Genomic DNA, 21,793 nt, shown 5'->3' with positions numbered 1-21,793 from the left:
CGATCCGAGGCGGTCCGTACCTCTACTGGTGGGTACGGACTGCCTGCCCGTGTATGGGTCATCTCGATGTCACTCCGGGGCCCACAGAGAGGTAGGGTCGGTGGTGGTCGGGGACATCCCAAACAGAGCTCGCCGGCACCGCATGGCCGGCGTACCAACGAGGAGATCGGTTCGTGACGATCCGCGTAGGCATCAACGGCTTCGGCCGCATCGGGCGTAACTACTTCCGCGCGTTGCTGCAGCAGGGTGCAGACATCGAGGTCGTGGCTGTCAACGATCTGGGTGACACCGCGACCACCGCTCACCTGCTGAAGTACGACACGATCCTGGGCCGCCTCAAGCAGGAGGTCACCCACACCGCCGACACCATCACGGTCGACGGTCACACCATCAAGGTGCTGTCCGAGCGCAACCCGGCCGACATCCCCTGGGGTGAGCTGGGCGTCGACATCGTCATCGAGTCGACCGGCATCTTCACCAAGCGCGAGGACGCCGCCCAGCACCTCGCCGGTGGCGCCAAGAAGGTCCTCATCTCGGCTCCGGCCAAGGACGAGGACATCACCATCGTCATGGGCGTCAACCAGGACAAGTACGACCCGGCGAACGACCACGTCATCTCCAACGCCTCCTGCACCACCAACTGTGTGGCGCCGATGGCGAAGGTTCTCGACGAGAACTTCGGCATCGTCAAGGGTCTGATGACCACGGTGCACGCGTACACGAACGACCAGCGCATCCTGGACTTCCCGCACAAGGACCTGCGCCGCGCCCGTGCCGCCGCCGAGAACATCATCCCGACCACCACGGGTGCCGCCAAGGCCACCGCGCTGGTCCTGCCGCAGCTCAAGGGCAAGCTGGACGGCATCGCCATGCGCGTGCCGGTTCCCACCGGCTCCGCCACCGACCTCGTCGTGCAGCTCCAGCGCGAGGTCACCAAGGACGAGGTCAACGCGGCGTTCAAGAAGGCCGCCGAGGACGGCGACCTCAAGGGCTACCTGGCCTACACCGAGGACCCGATCGTCTCCTCGGACATCGTCGGCGACCCGGCCTCCTGTACCTTCGACTCCTCCCTGACCATGGTCCAGGAGGGCAACTCGGTGAAGATCCTCGGCTGGTACGACAACGAGTGGGGCTACTCCAACCGCCTCGTCGACCTCACGGTCTTCGTCGGCAGCCAGCTCTGATCGACACGGCAGGACCTTGAAGTGAGAGCAGGGCTCGGGCAGCGCACCGCCGCGCTGTCCGGGCCCTGCTCTCGCGTACGGACCACGTCCTCTTACGATCAGGTGCACCACGAGCCCTCCTTGGAGTCCACTCAATGAAGACGATCGACGAACTTCTCGCCGCCGGCGTGAGCGGCAAGCGGGTCTTCGTCCGCGCCGACCTCAACGTGCCGTTGGACGGCACCACCATCACCGACGACGGCCGTATCCGCGCCGTCCTGCCCACCGTCAAGGCCCTCGCGGACGCGGGCGCCAAGGTGGTCGTCGCCTCGCACCTGGGCCGCCCCAAGGGCGCCCCGGACCCGGCCTTCTCACTGCTGCCCGCCGCCGAGCGCCTCGGTGAACTCCTCGGTGCTCCGGTCGCCTTCGCCCAGGACACCGTCGGCCCCGCCGCCCACGACGCCGTCGACGGCCTGCAGCCCGGCCAGGTCGCGGTCATCGAGAACCTGCGCTTCAACCCCGGCGAGACCTCCAAGGACGACACCGAGCGAGGCGAGTTCGCCGACCGGCTGGCCGCTCTCGCCGACGTCTACGTCGGTGACGGCTTCGGCGCCGTGCACCGCAAGCACGCCTCGGTCTACGACCTGCCGAAGAGGCTGCCGCACTACGCCGGCCACCTCATCAGCACCGAGGTCGGCGTCCTGAAGAAGCTCACCGAGGACGTCAAGCGCCCCTACGTCGTCGCGCTCGGCGGCGCCAAGGTCTCCGACAAGCTCGCCGTGATCGACGAGCTGCTCGGCAAGGCCGACCGGCTGCTCATCGGCGGCGGCATGGCCTACACCTTCCTCAAGGCCAAGGGCTACGAGGTCGGCATCTCCCTCCTCCAGGAGGACCAGATCCCGACCGTCACCGAGTACATGGAGCGCGCGGAGAAGAACGGCGTCGAGCTGGTGCTCCCCGTCGACGTCCTCGTCTCGCCCGAGTTCCCGGACCTGAAGACGAAGGCTCCGGCCAACCCCACGACCGTCGCCGCGGACAAGATCCCCGCCGACCAGGAGGGCCTGGACATCGGTCCGGAGACCCGCAAGCTGTACGCCTCGAAGCTCGCCGACGCGGCCACCGTCTTCTGGAACGGTCCCATGGGCGTCTTCGAGCACCCCGACTACGCCGAGGGCACCCGGGCCGTCGCCCAGGCTCTCGTCGACTCGGACGGCTTCACCGTCGTCGGCGGCGGTGACTCCGCCGCGGCCGTGCGTACGCTCGGCTTCGACGAGAACGCGTTCGGACACATCTCGACCGGTGGCGGCGCCTCCCTCGAATACCTCGAGGGCAAGACGCTCCCCGGCCTCGCCGCACTGGAGGACTGACCCCGTATGACCACCCGCACGCCGCTGATGGCGGGCAACTGGAAGATGAACCTCAACCACCTCGAGGCCATCGCCCACGTCCAGAAGCTCGCCTTCGCCCTGGCCGACAAGGACTACGAGGCCGTCGAGGTCGCCGTCCTGCCGCCCTTCACCGACCTGCGCTCCGTGCAGACCCTGGTCGACGGCGACAAGCTCAAGATCAAGTACGGCTCCCAGGACATCTCGCAGCACGACTCCGGTGCCTACACCGGCGAGATCTCCGGCCCGATGCTGGCCAAGCTGAAGTGCACGTACGCGGTCATCGGCCACTCCGAGCGCCGCCAGTACCACGACGAGACCGACGAGATCGTCAACGCCAAGGTCAAGGCCGCCTACAAGCACGGCCTGACCCCGATCCTGTGCGTCGGCGAGGAGCTGGACGTCCGCGAGGCGGGCAACCACGTCTCCCACACCCTCGCCCAGCTGGAGGGCGGCCTCAAGGACGTCCCGGCCGAGCAGGCCGAGACGATCGTGATCGCCTATGAGCCCGTGTGGGCCATCGGCACCGGCAAGGTCTGCGGCTCCGCGGACGCCCAGGAGGTCTGCGCCGCGATCCGCGCCAAGCTGGCCGAGCTGTACTCGCAGGACGTGGCCGACAAGATCCGCATCCAGTACGGCGGCTCCGTGAAGTCGGGCAACGTCGCCGAGATCATGGCGCAGGCCGACATCGACGGCGCCCTGGTCGGCGGTGCCTCGCTGGACGCCGACGAGTTCGTCAAGATCGTGCGTTTCCGCGATCAGTGACGCACGCTGTGAGTAGGCGGTAGCGACGATACGTCGTACTCTTGCGGGGGCACAGCCGGTGTGCTGTGCCCCCGTCGTCCATCCGAATCCGAGGAAGTTGGTCCAGCCGTGGTTTTGGGGTTCTCGATCGCCCTGATCATCTTCAGCCTGCTGCTGATGCTGCTGGTGCTGATGCACAAGGGAAAGGGCGGCGGCCTCTCCGACATGTTCGGTGGCGGCATGCAGTCCTCCGTCGGCGGCTCCTCGGTCGCCGAGCGCAACCTCGACCGGATCACCATCGTGATCGGTCTGCTGTGGTTCGCGTGCATCATCGTTCTCGGCATCCTGATGAAGTCGAACGGCTGACACTCTCCCGCACAGCACGCAGATCACGCATATTCGGTACGTAAGGCCCCATGTTCGGTACGCGCTCCTGGGCGCGGCCTATCATGGGGCTTGCGTCTGGGTGTGAGGGCTTGTAACTCCAATCACTGGACGCGCGTTGGGCCTTACGTAGACTGAGGCGCTCGCAGCGAAGCGGAACGCCGACTCGCTTCGCGGCACCATCACGCAGGGAGTTACGACCGTGGCAAGTGGCAACGCGATCCGAGGAAGCCGGGTCGGGGCGGGGCCGATGGGCGAGGCCGAGCGCGGCGAGTCCGCGCCGCGTCTGCGCATCTCCTTCTGGTGCTCCAACGGGCACGAGACTCAGCCGAGCTTCGCCAGCGACGCGCAGGTTCCGGACACTTGGGACTGCCCGCGCTGCGGCTTCCCGGCCGGCCAGGACCGGGACAACCCACCGGACCCGCCGCGCACCGAGCCCTACAAGACGCACCTCGCCTATGTGCGGGAGCGGCGCAGCGACGCGGACGGCGAGGCGATCCTCGCCGAGGCGCTCGCCAAACTGCGGGGCGAGATCTAGGGATGTGACCGGCCGGGCGCCCCAGGGTGCCGGGCCGGAGGTGTCTGGACCCGCGTGCGGACGGCCCGTTGTCAGTGCCGCCCTCTACGGTTGTGTGCATCGAGTGGTGCACCGGCGCATCGTGAGGGGGGGCGGATGGCTGCGATCGAGGCGGCGAGCACGGGAGCACCCGCGTGGCGCGGGGAATTCGGCCCACTGTGGACGGCCGCCGTGGTCTCCCGGTTCGGGGACGCGCTGCGTACGGCCGCGCTGCCGCAAGTTTGCCGTGCGGCTCACCGACGACCCGCTGGTCATCGCCTCGCTGACGGCGTGCGGCTATCTGCCCTGGCTGCTGGGCGGAGCCGTGGCCGACCGGGTCGACCAGCGGCGGGCGATGTGGGCCGTGGACACCGTGCGCGGGCTGCTCGTCGCCTCGTTCGCCCTCCTGGTGGGGGGCGGGCTTCGCCTCGGTTCCCCTGCTGCTCGCCCTCGCCTTCGGCCAGACCACACTCCAGACGCTGTTCGACAACGCCGCAACGGCGCTGCTGCCCTCACTGGCGCGACGCGAGGCCCTCGGCGGGGCCAACGCCAGGCTGATGACGGGTCAGCAGCTCGCAGGCGGGCTGCTGGCGGGCCCCTTCGTGCCGGTCCTGCTGTCCGTCGGCGTGTTCCTGCCCTTCGTCGCCGACGCCGGCACCTTTCTGCACGCTCATGCAGGAACACAGCCCGGCCGCCATGGTCGGCCGTGTCTCCGCCGCCTTCCGCACCTCCTCCACCTCCGGCGCCCCGCTCGGCGCGCTCCTCGGCGGCGCGGTGGCCGGCGTGGTCTCAACGGCCCGGCCCTGCTCGCCGCCGCCCTGTTCACCCTCGCGGTCATCTCGCTGATACCGGCCCGTCAGCCGGACGTACCTGTTGTTGCGCCGCACAGGGACGCCACCACGGCTCGCACCACGCGGTGATCAATTAGGTTGGAACAGCTGGGACAGGCACGAAAGAAGGCGGAAGTCGGAAATGAACGCAGACGGCCGTACCAGGCTCAACCAGAGGCCCGAATGGGCCGCTCTCGCCAAGCACCGCGAAGGGCTGGCCGACACCCATCTGAGGGAATTGTTCGCCGCCGATCCCGGACGCGGTGAGGGATACACGCTCCGGGTCGGTGACCTGTACATCGACTACTCGAAGCACCTGGTCACCGACGAGACGCTGCGGCTGCTGCGCGAGCTGGCCGCGGCCACGGACGTGTTCGCGCTGCGCGACGCCATGTTCCGCGGCGAGAAGATCAACGTCACCGAGAACCGCGCGGTGCTGCACACCGCGCTGCGTGCCCCGCGGGACGCGGTGATCGAGGTCGACGGCGAGAACGTCGTCCCCAAGGTGCACGCCGTGCTCGACAAGATGAGCGACTTCGCCGACCGTGTCCGCTCCGGCGCCTGGACCGGTCACACCGGCAAGCGCATCAAGAACGTGATCAACGTCGGCATCGGCGGCTCCGACCTGGGCCCCGCGATGGCCTACGAGGTGCTGCGCAGCTTCACCGACCGCGAGCTGACCGTCCGCTTCGTCTCCAACGTGGACGGCGCCGACCTGCACGAGGCAACCCGGGACCTGGACCCGGCCGAGACGCTGTTCGTCATCGCCTCCAAGACCTTCACCACCATCGAGACGATCACCAACGCCACCTCCGCGCGCTCGTGGCTGCTGGACGCGCTCGGTGGGGGAGACTCCGCGGTCGCCAAGCACTTCGTGGCCCTGTCGACCAACACCGAGAAGGTGGCCGAGTTCGGTATCGACACGGCCAACATGTTCGAGTTCTGGGACTGGGTCGGCGGGCGGTACTCGTACGACTCCGCGATCGGCCTTTCCCTGATGATCGCCATCGGTCCGGACCGCTTCCGGGAGATGCTGGACGGTTTCCGGCTGGTCGACGACCACTTCCGCACCGCACCCGCCGAGGCCAACGTCCCGCTCCTGCTCGGCCTGTTGGGCATCTGGTACGACAACTTCCACGACGCCCAGTCGCACGCCGTCCTGCCGTACAGCCACTACCTCTCCCGGTTCACCGCCTATCTCCAGCAGCTGGACATGGAGTCCAACGGCAAGTACGTGGCGCGCGACGGCAAGCAGGTCGACTGGCAGACCGGGCCGGTGGTGTGGGGCACGCCGGGCACCAACGGCCAGCACGCCTACTACCAGTTGATCCACCAGGGCACCAAGCTGATCCCGGCGGACTTCATCGGCTTCGCCGAGCCGGTGGCCGAACTGAGCGCTGGACTCAAGGCGCAGCACGACCTGTTGATGGCCAACTTCTTCGCCCAGACCCAGGCCCTCGCCTTCGGCAAGACCGCCGAGGAGGTCCGCGCGGAGGGCGTGGCCGAGGAACTGGTCCCGCACAAGACCTTCCAGGGCAACCGGCCGACGACGACCATCCTGGCCAAGGAACTCACCCCGTCCGTTCTCGGCCAGCTGGTCGCCCTCTACGAACACAAGGTGTTCGTCCAGGGCGCCGTGTGGAACATCGACTCCTTCGACCAGTGGGGCGTCGAGCTGGGCAAGGTCCTCGCCAAGCGGGTGGAGCCGGCACTGACCGAGGGTGCCGAGGTGCCCGGCCTGGACGCGTCGACCAAGGCGCTGGTCGCGAAGTACCGCGAGTTGCGCGCCCGTAGCTGATCGGGCCCCACGGGAGCCGGGCGCTGCACGGCCGTCCGGCTCCCGTGCGCTGCCGCTGATCACGGGTCCCGGCACCACCCGGGCGCCGGCTCAGGCCACCGCGCTCAGTGTGTCCGCGAGCCGTCCGCGTGCCGCGCGGGCCGCGGGCAGCGCAGCGAGCGCGGCCGCTCCCAGCACGGCGGCCGAGCCCAGCGCGAGCAGCAGCTCGGGCGACGGGGACTGGGCGATCCCCGCACCGATGCCGCTGGAGGCGCCCTGGGCGTCGATGAGCCGGCGGGCCAGCGGCAGCCCGAGGGCCGTGGCGGCGAGGGTCGCGGCCAGGGCCGTACAGCTCGTGGCCGTGACGGTGATCGCGGTGATCTGCCGCGGGGACATGCCGATCGCCCTGAGGGCGAGCACGTCCCGCTCGCCCTCGCGCACGCTCCCGCCGATCGCGGTCAGCAGTTCGACCAGCCCGATGAGGGCGAGCACCGCGATCAGGCCGGCGACGACCGCGCGCAGCGGGGACATGCCGTCGGCCGGGTTCGGCACGGCGTGCACGTCCAGATGGCCCCGGCCGGCGGCGGTGAGTGCGGCGGCCACGCGGTGCGGGTCGGCGCCCGGGTGCAGCTGCAGCTCGTAGAAGGCCGGGGCGAGCTGCGGGTCGTTCTCGCGCAGGGTGTCCAGGGAGGTCGTCACCACCCGGCCGGCGTTCTGCGGTTCGATGCTGCGGCCGACGATGTGCAGGATCTGTGGGCGGTCGCCGACCATCAACCGTACCCAGTCGCCGACCCGCGCGTGCAGCAGGTCCAGCAGTCCCTGCCCGGCCACCGCCTCGTCCGGGCCGTGCGCGGCCCGGCCTTCGGCGAGGGAGCAGGGATAGGGCCGGGTGTCGGTGCCGAGGCCGCGCAGGGCGATGGTCCCGGTCTGTCCGGGCACCAGCGCGGCCAGCTCGACCCCCGGATAGGTGGCGGCCACACGGGAGTCGCCGGTCAGCAGGGACCGCAAGTCCGCCGCGGGCGGTGTGCCGTCGGTGCGGACCGTGAGCGAGGTGGGCAGCCCGACCCGGGCCGGGCTGGTGTGGAAGCGGTCGATCGTGGTCCAGGCGCTGAGCGCCACCACGATCAGCAGCAACGGCAGGGTCAGCCGGGCCACGGTGGCCAACGCGCGTCCGCGCCCCGTGACCGCCTTGTGGCAGCCGAGGACCAGCGCGGCCGGCAGCCGCAGCCCGAGCGCCCGCCGGGCGGCCCCGGAGAGCCGTCCGCCCGCCGCAGTGGCCGGGCGCGGCAACGGAACCGGTGGCACCCGTCCGGCTCGCCAGGCCGCGAGGCCCGTGGTCAGGCCGATGAACAGCACTGCACCCGCGGGCACCGCCAGCAGCGCCACGGTGTGCCCCGGCAGTCCCTGCCACACGCCCACGGCGTCACCGAGCCGCCCGGGGATCCTGCTGCCCAGCGTGTCGGTGAGCGCGGCGGCGGCCACGGCTCCGAGCAGGGCGTAGGCGAGGTGCTGGAGCAGGAAGATCCGTACGACCTGGCCGGGGGTGAAGCCGATCGCCTTGAGCACCGACAGGTCCCGCAGATGGCCGCGGATCCGGGTGGCGATCGCCCCGTGCACGGCGAACCCGGCCGCGATCAGCGCGCCGAGACCGAACAGACCGAGTACCTGCCCGAGCAGCCGGTTGTCGCCCTGTGCCTGGGCGCGCGCCTGCTGCCAGGTGGAGACCTCGCCGACCGCGCCCGCGCCCAGCACGGTGACGGCGCGCTGCACCGCGTAGTCGGTGTCGGACGGATCACCGAGCCGCAGCCCGATGACCTGGCCGCCCGGCGCCCGGACCGCGGACGGCAGGGCCCAGACCAGGCCCGGCTCCTCGCCAGGGCTGTACGCGGGTTCGGCGCTGTCCGCGATGCCCTCGACGGTCAGGGTGCGGGCGGTGCCGGGCAGGGTCAGGGTGTCGCCGGGCTCGGCCAGCAGGGCGCGGGCCAGGCCGCTCTCCAGCACCACACCGTCCGGCTCGGCCGGATCCAGCCAGTGCCCGGCGGTGAGCAGCGGCCGGCCGACGGAGGGCAGGTGCGGGGTGCCCCGCAGTTCGACGGAGGCACGGGTGCCGCGTGCGGCGACGGTGACGGGCTCGGTGCGGTAGGGACCGGCGACGGACGTGACGCCGTCCAGCCGGGCGAGCCTTCCGGTGTCCGCGGACTGCGCCGTGTGGATCCACACATGGGCCCCACGCGCCTCGGCGAAGGTCCGCTGCCAGGGATTGGTCGCATAGCCGAACAGAGCGGTGGCCAGCAGCAGTGAGGCGACGATGCCGGCGGTGGCCAGCACGAGGAACAGCGCCTCGCCGCGATGCGTGCGCAGATCGGAGTGCGCCCAGCGCAGGGTGGCCCGCACGGTCAGTCCTTCAGCTCCAGTACACCGGAGATGCCGGCGCGGCGCGGCGGCGCACCGTCCAGCGAGGCATCGTCCGCTATGCGGCCGTCGAAGAAGCTGATCACCCGGTCCGCGGCGCTGGCCAGCCGGGCGTCATGCGTGACCAGCACGATGGTCTGGCCGCGTCCGTGGAAGCGGGACAGCAGCCGCATCACCTCGCGGGTGCCCTTGCTGTCCAGACTGCCCGCGGGCTCGTCCGCCAGCAGCAGCGGCGGATGGTTGACCAGGGCCCGGGCGAGCGCGACCCGCTGCTGCTCGCCACCGGACAGCTCGCCGGGCAGGCTGCGCTCCTTGCCCTCGAGACCCAGCTCGGCCAGGAGCGCCTCGCGCTCGGCGCGGGCCTTCTTCGGCGGTGCACCGGCCAGCAGGGCGGGCAGTTCGACGTTGTCGGCGACGGACAGGTTCGACACCAGGTTGAAGAACTGGAAGACGATGCCGATGGACCGGCGGCGCTCCACCGCCCAGCGCGCCTCGCTGAAGGAGTCCGTGCAGCGGCCGTCCAGCCAGATGCTGCCGGCGTCCGGCCGCTGCAGTCCGCCCAGCAGGTGCAGCAGCGTCGACTTCCCGGCGCCGGACGGGCCGGTGATCGCGACGAACTCGCCCCGGGCCACACCGAGGTCCACCTCGCGGACGGCGTGCGCGGGCGCGCCCTCCCCGTGGTGGGTCTTCACCAGGCCCGCGGCGCGGAGCACCGGAACACGGTCCTCGCTCATTCCAGTTCCTCCTGGCACCGCTCCAGCCAGTCCAGGTCGGCCTGCAGGTGCAGCATCGCGCCCTCGATCAGCAGGTGGGCGATTCGGTTGTCCCGGTTCTCGGCCGCGGCCAGTTTCGACAGGTTGCGCATGGTGTTGAGGTACTGGCGCCGCTGCTTGTTGATGAGCGCGATCTGGTCGGCGAGACGGGTCTGCGGGGCGAGGGCCAGCTTCATGAAGAACTCGTCCCGTACCCGCGGCTCTTCCTCGGTCTCCTCGAACCAGGCGTGCAGCGCCTCCCGCCCGGCGTCGGTGAGGTGGTAGACCTTCTTGTTGGGTCGGCTGGACTGCTCGACGTCCTCGCCCTCGATCAGCCCGGACTTCTCCAGGCGGCCGAGGGTGACGTAGATCTGGCCGACGTTCGGCTGAGGGTACGCGGAGCCCAGCAGTTGCTCAAGGTCCTGCTTCAGCTCATAGCCGTGGGCGGGGCCGCGGGCGAGGAGTGCCAGGAGGGGCAGGCGCACTCGTGCTGTCCTCCTGTCTGCTCACAATGTGCTCCGGGCCCTAGTATCGCTCATACCTAACAGGTATACATGGCCTCTGACTCCCGGGGCGAGGGTGCCCGGAGCCGTGCGTACGTGTTCAAGGAGGAACCTATGCGGTGGATGCGCGCCGCCGGTAGGGGCCTCCTCGTTCTTGCCGTGGTCATCGCCGGGTACGTCACCTCCGGGGCCCGCGCCGAGGAGGGCGCGGGCGGTGGGCGCGGTCCGCTCACTCTGGCCACCGCCGGCGACCTCACCGGTTATCTCGGCCCACTGCTCCAGGGCTGGAACCGCACCCACCCCGGCGAGAAGGTCACCCTCGTCGAGCTGCCGGACTCGGCCGACGAGACCCATGCGCAGATGACGACCGACCTGCGCGGCGGCGACCGGAGCCGCTTCGACGTCCTCAACATCGACGTCAACTGGACCTCGGAGTTCGCGGCGGCCGGCTGGATCCGACCACTGCCCCCGAGCCGCTTCCCGCTGAAGAGCTTCCTGCCGCCCGTCGTGAACACGGCGACCTACGACGGACGGCTGTACGCGGTCCCGTACGTCACGAACGCCGGACTCCTGCTGTACCGCAAGGACGTCCTCGCCAAGGAGGGTGTGCCGCCGCCGCGTACCTGGGCCGAGCTGGAGCGCGACGCCAGGACCATCGCGCCCAGGTACGGACTCGACGGTTACGCGGGCCAGTTCCTGCCGTACGAGGGCCTCACCGTCAACGCGGCCGAGGCCGTGTACTCGGCGGGCGGGTCCATCCTCGGTGACGAGGGCACCCGGGTCACCGTCGACTCGGCCGCCGCCCGTGAGGGCATCGGCTTCCTCGCCCGGGGGGTCCGCGAGGGCTGGATCCCGAAGGCGGCGCTGACGTGGAAGGAGGAGGAGTCCAAACAGGCCTTCCAGGACGGCAGACTGCTCTTCCTGCGCAACTGGCCCTACGCCTACGCCGTCGCCTCCGCCAAGGGCTCCAGGGTCGCCGGCCGGATCGGCGCCGTACCGCTGCCCGGCCCCGACGGACCGGGGACGAGCGTCCTGGGCGGTTCCAACCTGGCGGTCAACACCCATGCCCGGCACCCCGATTCCGCCGCGCGCCTGATCGCCTACCTCACCAGCGAGCAGGTCCAGCGCCAGGTACTCACCCGGGGCGCGCTGCCGCCCGTACGCGCCGCGCTCTACCAGGATCCCGCGCTGATCCGGCAGTTCCCCTATCTGCCGACCCTGCGCACCGCCGTGCTCACCGCCGCGCCGCGCCCCAAGAGCGCGCACTACGACCAGGTCAGCCTGGTCGTGCAGGCGGTGGTGTACGGCGCCCTGACCGGGCGCGAGACGCCCGAGCAGGCCGTGCGACGACTGGCGCGCGAACTCGACACCATCGCCCGTCGATAGTTACCTGTTAAGTAACGCCGTCATCACGACTGGTGGCTCATTGCGGCGGTTTGTCCATATATGGTCAGTCAACTGGCCGGTAGCTTCCGTTCACTTCGTTGACATCCCCGCGAGGCTCCTACCTAACATGCATGCATGTTGAGTAAGCACGACTGGTGGCGTGACGCGGTGATCTACCAGGTCTACGTCCGCAGCTTTCTGGACAGCACCGGCGACGGCGTCGGCGATCTCGCCGGGGTCCGCGCGGGGCTGCCGTATCTGAAGAAGCTCGGTGTCGACGGGATCTGGCTGAGCCCGTTCTACCCCTCGCCGCAGCACGACCACGGCTACGACGTGGCCGACTACTGCGGGGTCGACCCCCTCTTCGGCGACCTCGCCGAGTTCGACCTGCTGACGGCGGCCGCCCACCGGCTCGGCATCAAGGTGCTCCTCGACATCGTCCCCAACCACTGCTCCAGCGAGCACCCCTGGTTCCGCGAGGCCCTGGACGGCGCACCCGGCAGCCCGGCCCGCGCCCGCTTCCACTTCGCCGACGGCCGTGGCCCGGGCGGCGCCGAGCCGCCCAACAACTGGCACGCCATGTTCGGCGGCCCGGCCTGGACGAGGGTCGGCGACGGCCAGTGGTACCTGCACATGTTCACGCCCGAACAGCCCGACTGGAACTGGCGCGACCCGGGGATCCCCGCCGAGTTCGACCGCGTCCTGCGGTTCTGGCTGGACCGCGGCGTGGACGGCTTCCGCATCGATGTCGCCGCCGGCCTGTTCAAGCACCCCGAACTGCCCGACTCCGACGACCCCGAGGCCGACGCCCGCACCCGCGACTCGGTCAACCCGCTCGCCTGGAACCAGCCCGAGGTGCACGAGGTGTGGCGGCGCTGGCGCTCCATATGCGAGGAGTACCGGGAGCGCGACGGCCGCGAACGCCTCCTCGTCGGCGAGGTCTCCGTCCCCACCGCACGCGAACACGCCCTGTACGTCCGCCCGGACGAACTCCACCAGGCCTTCTTCTTCGACCTGCTCGGCGCCCCCTGGGACGCCGACGCCTTCCGCAAGGTCGTCTCCGAGGCCATGCAGGACATCGCCGGCACCGGCTCCACGGTCACCTGGGTCCTCAACAACCACGACCAGGTCCGCACCGTCACCCGCTACGGCGAACCCGCCACCGAGGGCAGCGGCCTCGGAGCCGTCCGCGCCCGCGCCGCCGCGCTGCTGATGCTGGCGCTGCCCGGAGCCGCGTACATCTACCAGGGCGAGGAACTGGGGCTGCCCGAGGTCGTCGACCTGCCCGACGACGTCCTCACCGACCCGATCTTCCACCGCACCGGCAGCCGCGCCCGCATCCGCGACGGCTGCCGGGTGCCGCTGCCCTGGTCCGGCCAGGCCTCGCCGTTCGGCTTCACCTCCGGCGCGCAGGGCGCCAAACCCTGGCTGCCGCAGCCGGACTACTTCGCCGAGTACGCCACCGACCGCGCCCTCGCCGACACCCGCTCCTTCTGGCACCTGTACCGCGACGGCCTCCAGCTGAGGCGGTCACTGCCCCAGTTGGGCGAGGGGACGCTGCGTTGGCTGGACACCCCGCCCGGCGTCCTCGCCTTCGCCCGCGGCGACGACCTGATCTGCGCCGTCAACTTCACCACGGCCCCCACTCCCGCGCCGGTCTCCGGCACCCCCCTGCTGTCCAGCGGCCCCTGCCCGCCCGGCGTCCTGCCCGGCTCCACGGCCGCCTGGTGGCTGAACGACCTCTGATCCCCCCGGCCCATCCACCTCCACCGAAAGGCCCGTCAGCGATGATGCGACGACGTACGACCCTGCTCACGAGCTGCACCGCCCTCGCCCTCGCGCTCGGCGCCACCGCCTGCGGCGGCGGACCGGTCTCGGCCGGCGGCGGGGACAAGACGCTCAGCGGCCAGACCGTCACCGTGGCCGGTGTCTGGTCCGGCAGCGAGCAGAAGAACTTCCAGAAGGTGCTGGACGCGTTCACCGCGAAGACCGGCGCCAAGACCCAGTTCGTGTCGACCGGCGACAACGTCTCCACCGTCGTCGGCAGCAAGATCGAGGGCGGCAACGCACCCGACGTCGTGATGGTCCCGCAGGTCGGCGTCCTGGAGCAGTTCGCGAAGAAGGGCTGGCTCAAGCCGCTGTCGCCGACCGCGCAAGCGACGATCACCGCCGACTACGCACCCGTGTGGAAGAAGTACGGCAGCGTCGAAGGCACCCTGTACGGCCTCTACTTCAAGGCCGCCCACAAGTCGACCGTCTGGTACAGCCCCGCCGCGCTCGCCCAGGCCGGGGTCAAGCCGCCGAAGACGTACGACGAGATGCTCAAGGACGGGCACACCGTCTCCGACTCCGGGCTCGCCGCCTTCGCCGTCGGCGGTGAGGACGGCTGGACGCTCACCGACTGGTTCGAGAACATCTACCTCTCCCAGGCCGGACCCCAGAAGTACGACGCCCTCGCCACCCACCGGCTCAGGTGGACCGACGCCTCCGTCGTCAGGGCGCTCACCACCCTCGGCAAGCTGTTCAAGGACAAGCAGCTCCTCGCGGGCGGCCAGAAGGAGGCCCTGAACACCGACTTCCCGACCTCGGTGGAGAAGGTGTTCGGACCCAAGCCCGAGGCCGGCATGGTCTACGAGGGCGACTTCGTGGCCGGGGTCGCCCACGACCAGTTCGGCAGGACCATCGGCAAGGACGCGAACTTCTTCCCCTTCCCCTCGGTCGACGGCGGCACGGCACCGGTGGTCAGCGGAGGTGACGCGGCGGTCGTCCTCAAGGACGGCAAGAACGCCACGGCCGGCATGAAGCTCCTGGAGTACCTGGCCACCCCCGAGGCGGCGGCCGTGTGGGCGAAGGCGGGCGGCTTCCTCTCCGCCAACAGGAAGCTCGACCTCGCCTCGTACGGCGACGACGTCACGCGGGCGACCGCCAAGTCCCTCATCGACGCGGGCGACTCGGTCCGCTTCGACATGTCCGACCAGGCGCCCGCCGCCTTCGGCGGCACCAAGGGCGCGGGCGAGTGGAAGCTGCTCCAGGACTTCCTGCGCGACCCCTCGGACCCCAAGGGCACCGCGGCGCAGCTGGAGTCCGCCGCCGCCAAGGCCTACCAGAACTGAGCGACAGCACCATGACCGCCACCACTTACGTGAAACAGCAGGCGGGCCCGCGGGCCGCCGGCGCGGCGCGCGGGCGCCGCGGCCGGCGGCGCGCCCGGCTGGTCGCCCTGCTCTTCGTCTTCCCGGCGCTGCTCCTGCTCGGCGCGCTCGTCGTCTACCCGGTGCTGTTCTCCGTCGGCCGCAGCTTCTTCGACGCCTCCGGCACCCGCTTCGTCGGCGCCGGCAACTACACGGAGATGTTCCGCGACCCGGCCACCCTGAAGGCCGTCCGCAACACCGCGATCTGGGTCGTCGTGGCCCCGGCCCTGCTGACCGGCCTCGGCCTGGTCCTGGCCGTGCTGGTGGAGAAGGTCCGCTGGGCCACGGCCTTCAAGCTCCTGCTCTTCATGCCGATGGCCGTGTCCTTCCTCGCCGCCGGCATCATCTTCCGCCTCGCCTACGACGCGGACCCGAACAAGGGCGTGCTCAACGCGGCCGTCGTCTCCGTCCATGACGCCTTCCAGAGCACATCGGCGTACCCGACGGCCCGAGGGCGCGAGGGCCTGCTGACCCAGGACCGGGACGGCTCCTGGCGTACGACGGCCTCGACGGGCCATTCGGTGACCCTCCCCATGGTCGGCGTCCTGCCGGGGGACCTGCCGAAGAACGCCTCGCCTGCCTACCCGGCCGCCGCGCACGCGGCCACCCCCGGTGAACTGCGCGGAGTCGTCTACCTGGACTTCACCCCCGGCGGGGGTGGCAGACAGGGCAAGGTCGACCCCGGCGAGAGCGGGCTGCCCGGCATGACGGTCCAGGCGGTGCGTGACGGGAGGACGGCCGGGAGCACGACCACCGCGGCCGACGGCTCTTTCCGCTTCTCGGGGCTGACCGCCGGGTCGTACACCGTGAAGCTGCCGGAGTCCAACTTCGCCCAGCCCTATCAGGGCATCTCCTGGCTCGGCCCGACCCTCGTCACACCGGCGATCATCGGCGCATACCTGTGGATCTGGACCGGCTTCGCGATGGTCCTCATCGGCGCGGGGCTCTCCACCCTGCCCCGGGATGCGCTGGAGGCGGCGCGGATGGACGGCGCGAACGAGTGGCAGATCTTCCACCGCATCACCGTCCCGCTGCTGGCCCCCGTGCTCACGGTCGTCTTCGTGACCCTCGTGATCAACGTGATGAAGGTCTTCGACCTCGTCTACATCATCGCGCCCGGACCGGTGCAGGAGGACGCCACGGTGCTGGCCACACAGATGTGGCTGGTCTCCTTCGGCGGTGGCAACAACCAGGGGCTCGGCAGCGCCCTCGGTGTGCTTCTGCTGCTCCTGGTGGTCCCCGCGATGGTGTTCAACGTCCGCCGTTTCCGCCGTAGTCAGCGATGAGGAGCCAACGATGAACGTGATCAGGCGGGGCCTGGGCAACGGCCTGGTGCAGGCCTTCCTGGTGGTGATCGGCCTGGTCTGGCTGACCCCGCTCGCGGGCCTCTTCGTGTCCTCCCTGCGCTCGGCGCAGGACACCGCGAAGGGCGGCTGGTGGACCGCCCTGACGAGCCCCGGGCAGCTGTCCTTCGACAACTACTCGGCGCTGCTGAAGAACTCCGGCATCACCCAGGCCTTCTGGAACACGGTGCTGATCTCGGTGCCGGCGACCACGCTCGTGGTGGTCATCGCGGCCCTCGCCGGATATGCCTTCGCCTGGCTGGACTTCCCGCTCAGGGAGCCGCTCTTCCTGCTGGTGGTGGCTCTGCTGGTGGTGCCGGTGCAGATCGGCCTGCTGCCGGTGGCCAAACTCTTCGGCGCGCTGGGCCTGTTCGGCACGATCCCCGGGGTCGTTCTCTTCCACGTGGCGTACGGACTGCCGTTCGCGGTGTTCCTGCTGCGCAACTACTTCGCGGAGATGCCCAAGGAGATGCTGGAGGCGGCACGGATGGACGGCGGCACCGAGTGGCGCATCTTCACGCGGCTGGTGCTGCCGGTCGGGCGCCCGGCGATCGCCTCACTCGCCATCTTCCAGTTCCTGTGGGTCTGGAACGACATGCTGGTCGCGCTGCTCTTCGCGGACAGCTCCTCCCAGCCGCTGACCGTGCAACTCCAGTCCCAGATCCGTCAGTTCGGCAGCAACATCGACGTCCTGGCCCCGGGCGCGTTCCTCTCCCTGATCGTGCCGGTGGTGGTGTTCTTCGCGTTCCAGCGGCACTTCGTGCAGGGCGTGATGGCAGGATCCGTGAAATGAGCGGCGGCGGGGACCCAAGTCCCCGCCGCCGCTGTCCACAAACAGTCCTCACGGTGACGACGGGGGATACAGCGACCGGGGCAGCTGCGAAGCCGCCGCGGCGTCCAGCAGCCACAGGGTGCGCTGCCGCCCGTACGCGCCCGCCGCCGGGGCCTGGATCTCGCCCGCGCCCGACAGGGCGATGGCCGCGGCCTCCGCCTTGTCCTCGCCGGCCGCGAGCAGCCACACCTCGCGAGCCGCGCGGATCGCGGGCAGGGTCAGGCTGATCCGGGTCGGCGGCGGCTTGGGCGCGCCGTGCACGCCGACCACCATGCGCTCGGTCTCCCGTACGGCCGGCAGCTCCGGGAACAGCGAGGCCACATGGGTGTCCGGGCCGACACCCAGCATGAGCACGTCGAAGGTGGGCACCGAGCCGTGGTTCTCCGGCCCGGACGCCTTCGCCAGCTCCGCCGCGTACGCCTCCGCCGCGGCGTCGACGTCCGCGCCGTACGGGCCGTCGGAGGCGGGCATGGCGTGCACGCGCTCCGGGGCCAGTGGTACGGAGTCCAGCAGCGCCTCGCGGGCCTGCGTGACATTGCGCTCGGGGTCGCCCTCGGGAAGGTAGCGCTCGTCGCCCCACCACAGGTCCAGGCGGCTCCAGTCGACGGCGTCCCGCGCGGGCGCCGCCGCGAGCGCGGCCAGCAGGCCGTTGCCGTTGCGGCCGCCGGTGAGGACCACGGACGCGGTGCCCCGGGAGGCCTGCGCGTCCACGATCTTCGTGATGAGGCGGGCCGCCGCGGCCTGCGCCATCAGTTCCTTGTCGCGGTGGACGACCAGTTGCGGAGTGCTCACTTCGCCGCCGCCTTCCTCGCCGGAGCCTTCTTCGCGGTCCCGGCCGCCGTCTTCTTCGCGGGCGCCCCGGCCGGCACCGCCTCGGGCTCGGCGGCCGGTTCGGCCGTCTCCGTGGAGGCCTGCTCCGGCGCGGTGTCCAGCCGCTCCACGCCGTAGCGCAGTGCCGACGCGTAGGTGTCGTCCGGGTCGAGCCGGCGCAGCTCCTCCGCGATCAGCTCGGCGGTCTCCCGCCGCTTGAGCGCCACCGCGCGGGCCGGCTGGCCCTCGATGGACAGCGTGGCCAGCGAGCCGTCGGCCCGGTCCAGGACGACCGGCCCGCAGGTGGTCTCCATGCGGACGGCCGTCAGACCCGGGCCGGACGACAGGGAACGCCTGACGGGGACTTCCAGCCGGTCCGCGAGCCACATCGCCAGCAGCTCACAGCTCGGGTTGAACTCCTCGCCCTCCACCTCGACGCCCCGCACCTCGCAGGTGACCTGGTCCAGGGCGGCCGCGAGCATCGAGCGCCACGGCGTGATCCGGGTCCAGGACAGGTCGGTGTCACCGGGCGTGTAGGCCTCGGCGCGGGCCGACAGCTCCCGCACCGGCTGCTCGGCGGCGTAGGTGTCGGTGACCCGGCGCTGGGCGAGTGCGCCCAGCGGGTCCTTCGCCGGGTCCAGCGGGGCGTTCACCGGCCACCACACCACGACCGGGGCGTCCGGCAGCAGCAGCGGCAGCACGACCGAGTCGGCGTGGTCGGCGACCTCGCCGTACAGCCGCAGCACGACCGTCTCGCCGGTGCCCGCGTCCGCACCGACCCGTACCTCGGCGTCCAGCCGGGAGGTCGTACGGTCGCGCGGGGAGCGGGAGACCCGCTTGATGACCACCAGCGTGCGCGAAGGGTGCTCGCGCGACGCGTCGCCCGCGGCCTTCAGCGCGTCGTAGGCGTTCTCCTCGTCGGTGACGATGACGAGGGTGAGGACCATGCCGACGGCGGGAGTGCCGATGGCACGGCGGCCCTGGACGAGCGCCTTGTTGATGTCGCCGGCAGTGGTGTCGGTCAGGTCTATCTTCATGGCCGGCGCCAGCTCCGTCCGTCTCGTGCAAGCATCTCGTCCGCCTCGGCGGGGCCCCAGGTGCCCGACGGGTACTGGGCGGGCCTGCCGTGCTTGTCCCAGTACTGCTCGATCGGGTCGAGGATCTTCCAGGACAGCTCGACCTCCTCCGTGCGCGGGAAGAGGTTGGCGTCGCCCAGCAGCACGTCCAGGATCAGCCGCTCGTACGCCTCCGGCGACGACTCGGTGAAGGACTCGCCGTAGGCGAAGTCCATCGAGACGTCGCGGATCTCCATCGAGGTGCCCGGCACCTTGGAACCGAAGCGGACCGTGATGCCCTCGTCCGGCTGGACACGGATGACGATCGCGTTCTGGCCCAGCTCCTCCGTCGCCGTGTGGTCGAAGGGGGAGTGCGGGGCCCGCTGGAAGACGACCGCGATCTCCGTCACGCGCCGGCCGAGGCGCTTGCCGGTGCGCAGGTAGAAGGGGACCCCCGCCCAGCGGCGGTTGTCGACCTCCAGCTTGATCGCGGCATAGGTGTCGGTCTTCGACTTGGCGTCGATGCCGTCCTCTTCGAGGTAGCCGATGACCTTCTCGCCGCCCTGCCAGCCACCCGCGTACTGACCGCGCACAGTGTGCTTGCCGAGGTCCGCCGGCAGCCGTACGGCGCCGAGCACCTTCTCCTTCTCGGCGGCCAGCGCGTCCGCGCCGAAGGAGGCGGGCTCCTCCATGGCGGTGAGAGCCATGAGCTGGAGGAGGTGGTTCTGGATGACGTCACGGGCGGCGCCGATGCCGTCGTAGTAGCCGGCCCGGCCGCCGATGCCGATGTCCTCGGCCATGGTGATCTGCACATGGTCCACGAAGGACCGGTTCCAGATCGGCTCGAACATCGTGTTGGCGAAGCGCAGCGCCAGGATGTTCTGGACGGTCTCCTTGCCGAGGTAGTGGTCGATCCGGAACACCTGGTCCGGCTCGAAGACCTCGTGCACGACCTTGTTCAGCTCCTCGGCCGACTTCAGGTCGTGGCCGAACGGCTTCTCGATGACCGCGCGCCGCCAGGAACCGCCGGTCTGGTCGGCCAGCCCGTGCTTCTTGAGCTGCTGGATGACGACGGGGAAGGAGCGCGGCGGCACCGACAGGTAGAAGGCGAAGTTGCCGCCCGTGCCCTGCGCCTTGTCCAGCTCCTCGATGGTGGCGCGCAGCCGCTCGAAGGCATCGTCGTCGTCGAAGGTGCCCTGGACGAAGCGCATCCCCTGGATGAGCTGCTGCCAGACCTCCTCCCGGAACGGCGTACGGGCGTGCGCCTTGACGGCGTCGTGGACCTCGGCGGCGAAGTCCTCGTTCTCCCATTCGCGGCGGGCGAAGCCCACCAGCGAGAAGCCCGGCGGCAGCAGACCCCGGTTGGCGAGGTCGTACACCGCGGGCATCAGCTTCTTGCGCGACAGGTCGCCCGTGACGCCGAAGATCACCAGGCCCGACGGCCCCGCGATACGCGGGAGCCGTCGGTCGGCGGGGTCACGAAGCGGGTTCGCTCCGGATCCGACGAGGGGTGACAAATCATCCCTCCGAGGGGGTGAGGCGCTTGAGCTCCGCCTCGGTCGACTTCAGCAGGTCGATCCAGGACGCCTCGAACTTCTCGACGCCCTCGTCCTCCAGCACCTGGACCACGTCGTCGTACGAGATCCCGAGCTTCTCGACCGCGTCGAGGTCGGCGCGGGCCTGCTCGTAGGTGCCGGTGATGGTGTCGCCGGTGATCTCGCCGTGGTCCTCGGTGGCCTCCAGGGTGGCCTCCGGCATGGTGTTGACCGTGTTCGGACCGACCAGGTCGGTGACGTACATCGTGTCCCGGTACGCCGGGTCCTTCACGCCGGTCGACGCCCACAGCGGACGCTGCTTGCGGGCGCCCGCGTTCTCCAGCGCCTGCCAGCGGTCGGAGGAGAAGACCTCCTCGTACGCCTGGTAGGCGAGGCGCGCGTTGGCGACGGCGGCCTTGCCGCGCAGCGCCTTGGCCTCGTCGGTGCCGAGGGCGTCCAGGCGCTTGTCGATCTCGGTGTCCACACGGGACACGAAGAACGACGCCACGGAACGGATGAGCGACAGGTCCAGGCCGCGCGCCTTGGCCTTCTCCAGGCCGGTGAGGTAGGCGTCCATGACCGCGCGGTAGCGCTCCAGCGAGAAGATCAGCGTGACGTTGACGCTGATGCCGAGCCCGATGACCTCGGCGATCGCCGGCAGACCCGCCTTGGTGGCCGGGATCTTGATCAGGGTGTTGGGGCGGTCCACCAGCCAGGCCAGCTGCTTGGCCTCGGCGACGGTCGCCCTGGTGTTGTGGGCGAGGCGGGGGTCGACCTCGATGGAGACCCGGCCGTCCTGGCCGTCCGTGGCGTCGAAGACCGGGCGCAGGATGTCGGCGGCGTCGCGGACGTCCGCCGTCGTGATCATGCGGACGGCCTCTTCGACGGTGACCTTGCGGGCGGCGAGGTCCGTGAGCTGCTGCTCGTAGCCGTCGCCGCCGCTGATCGCCTTCTGGAAGATCGTCGGGTTGGTGGTGACGCCCACGACGTGCTGCTGGTCGATCAGCTCGGCGAGGTTGCCGGACGTGATCCGCTTGCGCGACAGGTCGTCCAGCCAGATCGCGACGCCTTCCTCGGAGAGGCGCTTGAGTGCGTCTGTCATGGAATTACATCTCCTACGTGTCGTATATGGGCG

At 70.5% G+C, this 21,793-nt stretch carries 18 protein-coding genes and 1 pseudogene; 12 read left to right on the top strand and 7 right to left on the bottom strand.

Annotated elements, in window-relative coordinates; all coding sequences use genetic code 11:
* Window positions 1-173 precede the first annotated feature (173 nt).
* The 7 genes and pseudogenes from gap to pgi all read left to right on the top strand — a co-directional run bounded on the left by gap (window position 174) and on the right by pgi (window position 6,860).
* Window positions 174-1,184 carry a type I glyceraldehyde-3-phosphate dehydrogenase gene (gene gap, locus GQF42_RS12585; RefSeq protein WP_158919723.1) on the top strand — a complete coding sequence of 337 codons (1,011 nt, stop codon included), beginning with the start codon at window positions 174-176 and terminating at the stop codon, window positions 1,182-1,184.
* A gap of 134 nt (window positions 1,185-1,318) precedes the next feature.
* Window positions 1,319-2,530: a phosphoglycerate kinase gene (locus tag GQF42_RS12580; protein WP_158919722.1), complete on the top strand. Its 1,212-nt coding sequence runs from the start codon at window positions 1,319-1,321 to the stop codon at window positions 2,528-2,530.
* Window positions 2,531-2,536: 6 nt separating this feature from the next.
* The gene (gene tpiA, locus GQF42_RS12575; protein ID WP_158919721.1) at window positions 2,537-3,313 is read left to right on the top strand and encodes a triose-phosphate isomerase; all 777 of its coding nucleotides are present in this window, start codon (window positions 2,537-2,539) and stop codon (window positions 3,311-3,313) included.
* Between the two features lie 114 nt (window positions 3,314-3,427).
* Entirely contained in the window at window positions 3,428-3,658 is a 231-nt protein-coding gene (gene secG, locus GQF42_RS12570; RefSeq protein WP_067048529.1) for a preprotein translocase subunit SecG, read from the top strand.
* 220 nt (window positions 3,659-3,878) lie between these two features.
* Window positions 3,879-4,214 carry an RNA polymerase-binding protein RbpA gene (locus GQF42_RS12565; RefSeq protein WP_003957010.1) on the top strand — a complete coding sequence of 112 codons (336 nt, stop codon included), beginning with the start codon at window positions 3,879-3,881 and terminating at the stop codon, window positions 4,212-4,214.
* Between the two features lie 135 nt (window positions 4,215-4,349).
* Window positions 4,350-4,909: pseudogene (locus tag GQF42_RS45840) on the top strand (MFS transporter); the annotation flags it as partial.
* A gap of 295 nt (window positions 4,910-5,204) precedes the next feature.
* Window positions 5,205-6,860, top strand: a complete 1,656-nt coding sequence (gene pgi, locus GQF42_RS12555; protein WP_158919720.1) for a glucose-6-phosphate isomerase — start codon at window positions 5,205-5,207, stop codon at window positions 6,858-6,860.
* 90 nt (window positions 6,861-6,950) lie between these two features.
* Here the strand turns inward: pgi and GQF42_RS12550 are convergent, their stop codons facing one another.
* The 3 genes from GQF42_RS12550 to GQF42_RS12540 are packed head-to-tail and all read right to left on the bottom strand — an operon-like array spanning window position 6,951 to window position 10,488.
* On the bottom strand, window positions 6,951-9,233 hold the full coding sequence (locus GQF42_RS12550; protein WP_158919719.1) for an ABC transporter permease: 2,283 nt from the start codon (window positions 9,231-9,233) through the stop codon (window positions 6,951-6,953).
* A gap of 2 nt (window positions 9,234-9,235) precedes the next feature.
* Entirely contained in the window at window positions 9,236-9,985 is a 750-nt protein-coding gene (locus tag GQF42_RS12545; protein WP_158919718.1) for an ABC transporter ATP-binding protein, read from the bottom strand.
* Entirely contained in the window at window positions 9,982-10,488 is a 507-nt protein-coding gene (locus GQF42_RS12540) for a PadR family transcriptional regulator (RefSeq protein WP_158919717.1), read from the bottom strand. The genes GQF42_RS12545 and GQF42_RS12540 overlap by 4 nt, the downstream gene beginning before the upstream one ends.
* Window positions 10,489-10,620: 132 nt before the next feature.
* Between GQF42_RS12540 and GQF42_RS12535 the strand changes: the two genes are divergently transcribed.
* The 5 genes from GQF42_RS12535 to GQF42_RS12515 all read left to right on the top strand — a co-directional run bounded on the left by GQF42_RS12535 (window position 10,621) and on the right by GQF42_RS12515 (window position 17,219).
* A complete protein-coding gene (locus GQF42_RS12535; RefSeq protein WP_158919716.1) occupies window positions 10,621-11,892 on the top strand; it encodes an ABC transporter substrate-binding protein in 1,272 nt (423 codons plus the stop codon).
* 135 nt (window positions 11,893-12,027) lie between these two features.
* Window positions 12,028-13,638, top strand: a complete 1,611-nt coding sequence (locus GQF42_RS12530) for a glycoside hydrolase family 13 protein (RefSeq protein WP_199272658.1) — start codon at window positions 12,028-12,030, stop codon at window positions 13,636-13,638.
* Window positions 13,639-13,679: 41 nt separating this feature from the next.
* Window positions 13,680-15,005, top strand: a complete 1,326-nt coding sequence (locus tag GQF42_RS12525; protein WP_158919715.1) for an ABC transporter substrate-binding protein — start codon at window positions 13,680-13,682, stop codon at window positions 15,003-15,005.
* An 11-nt stretch (window positions 15,006-15,016) separates the two neighbouring features.
* Window positions 15,017-16,369: an ABC transporter permease gene (locus tag GQF42_RS12520; RefSeq protein WP_158919714.1), complete on the top strand. Its 1,353-nt coding sequence runs from the start codon at window positions 15,017-15,019 to the stop codon at window positions 16,367-16,369.
* 10 nt (window positions 16,370-16,379) lie between these two features.
* On the top strand, window positions 16,380-17,219 hold the full coding sequence (locus tag GQF42_RS12515; RefSeq protein WP_158919713.1) for a carbohydrate ABC transporter permease: 840 nt from the start codon (window positions 16,380-16,382) through the stop codon (window positions 17,217-17,219).
* A 48-nt stretch (window positions 17,220-17,267) separates the two neighbouring features.
* Here GQF42_RS12515 and pgl read toward each other — a convergent pair whose 3' ends face one another.
* From pgl to tal, 4 genes are read right to left on the bottom strand one after another with little or no spacing between them, the layout of a single operon-like run.
* Complete coding sequence (gene pgl / locus GQF42_RS12510; RefSeq protein ID WP_158919712.1) at window positions 17,268-18,050, bottom strand: 6-phosphogluconolactonase; 783 nt, start codon at window positions 18,048-18,050, stop codon at window positions 17,268-17,270.
* Window positions 18,047-19,105, bottom strand: a complete 1,059-nt coding sequence (opcA, locus tag GQF42_RS12505) for a glucose-6-phosphate dehydrogenase assembly protein OpcA (protein ID WP_158919711.1) — start codon at window positions 19,103-19,105, stop codon at window positions 18,047-18,049. Before opcA ends, pgl begins: the two co-directional genes overlap by 4 nt.
* Window positions 19,102-20,640 carry a glucose-6-phosphate dehydrogenase gene (gene zwf / locus GQF42_RS12500; RefSeq protein ID WP_158919710.1) on the bottom strand — a complete coding sequence of 513 codons (1,539 nt, stop codon included), beginning with the start codon at window positions 20,638-20,640 and terminating at the stop codon, window positions 19,102-19,104. Before zwf ends, opcA begins: the two co-directional genes overlap by 4 nt.
* A gap of 1 nt (window position 20,641) precedes the next feature.
* Window positions 20,642-21,760: a transaldolase gene (gene tal / locus GQF42_RS12495; protein WP_158919709.1), complete on the bottom strand. Its 1,119-nt coding sequence runs from the start codon at window positions 21,758-21,760 to the stop codon at window positions 20,642-20,644.
* Window positions 21,761-21,793 lie beyond the last annotated feature (33 nt).

It is taken from the genome of Streptomyces broussonetiae (assembly GCF_009796285.1).
Classification (GTDB): domain Bacteria; phylum Actinomycetota; class Actinomycetes; order Streptomycetales; family Streptomycetaceae; genus Streptomyces; species Streptomyces broussonetiae.
This window is presented reverse-complemented; position numbering and strand designations above follow the sequence as displayed.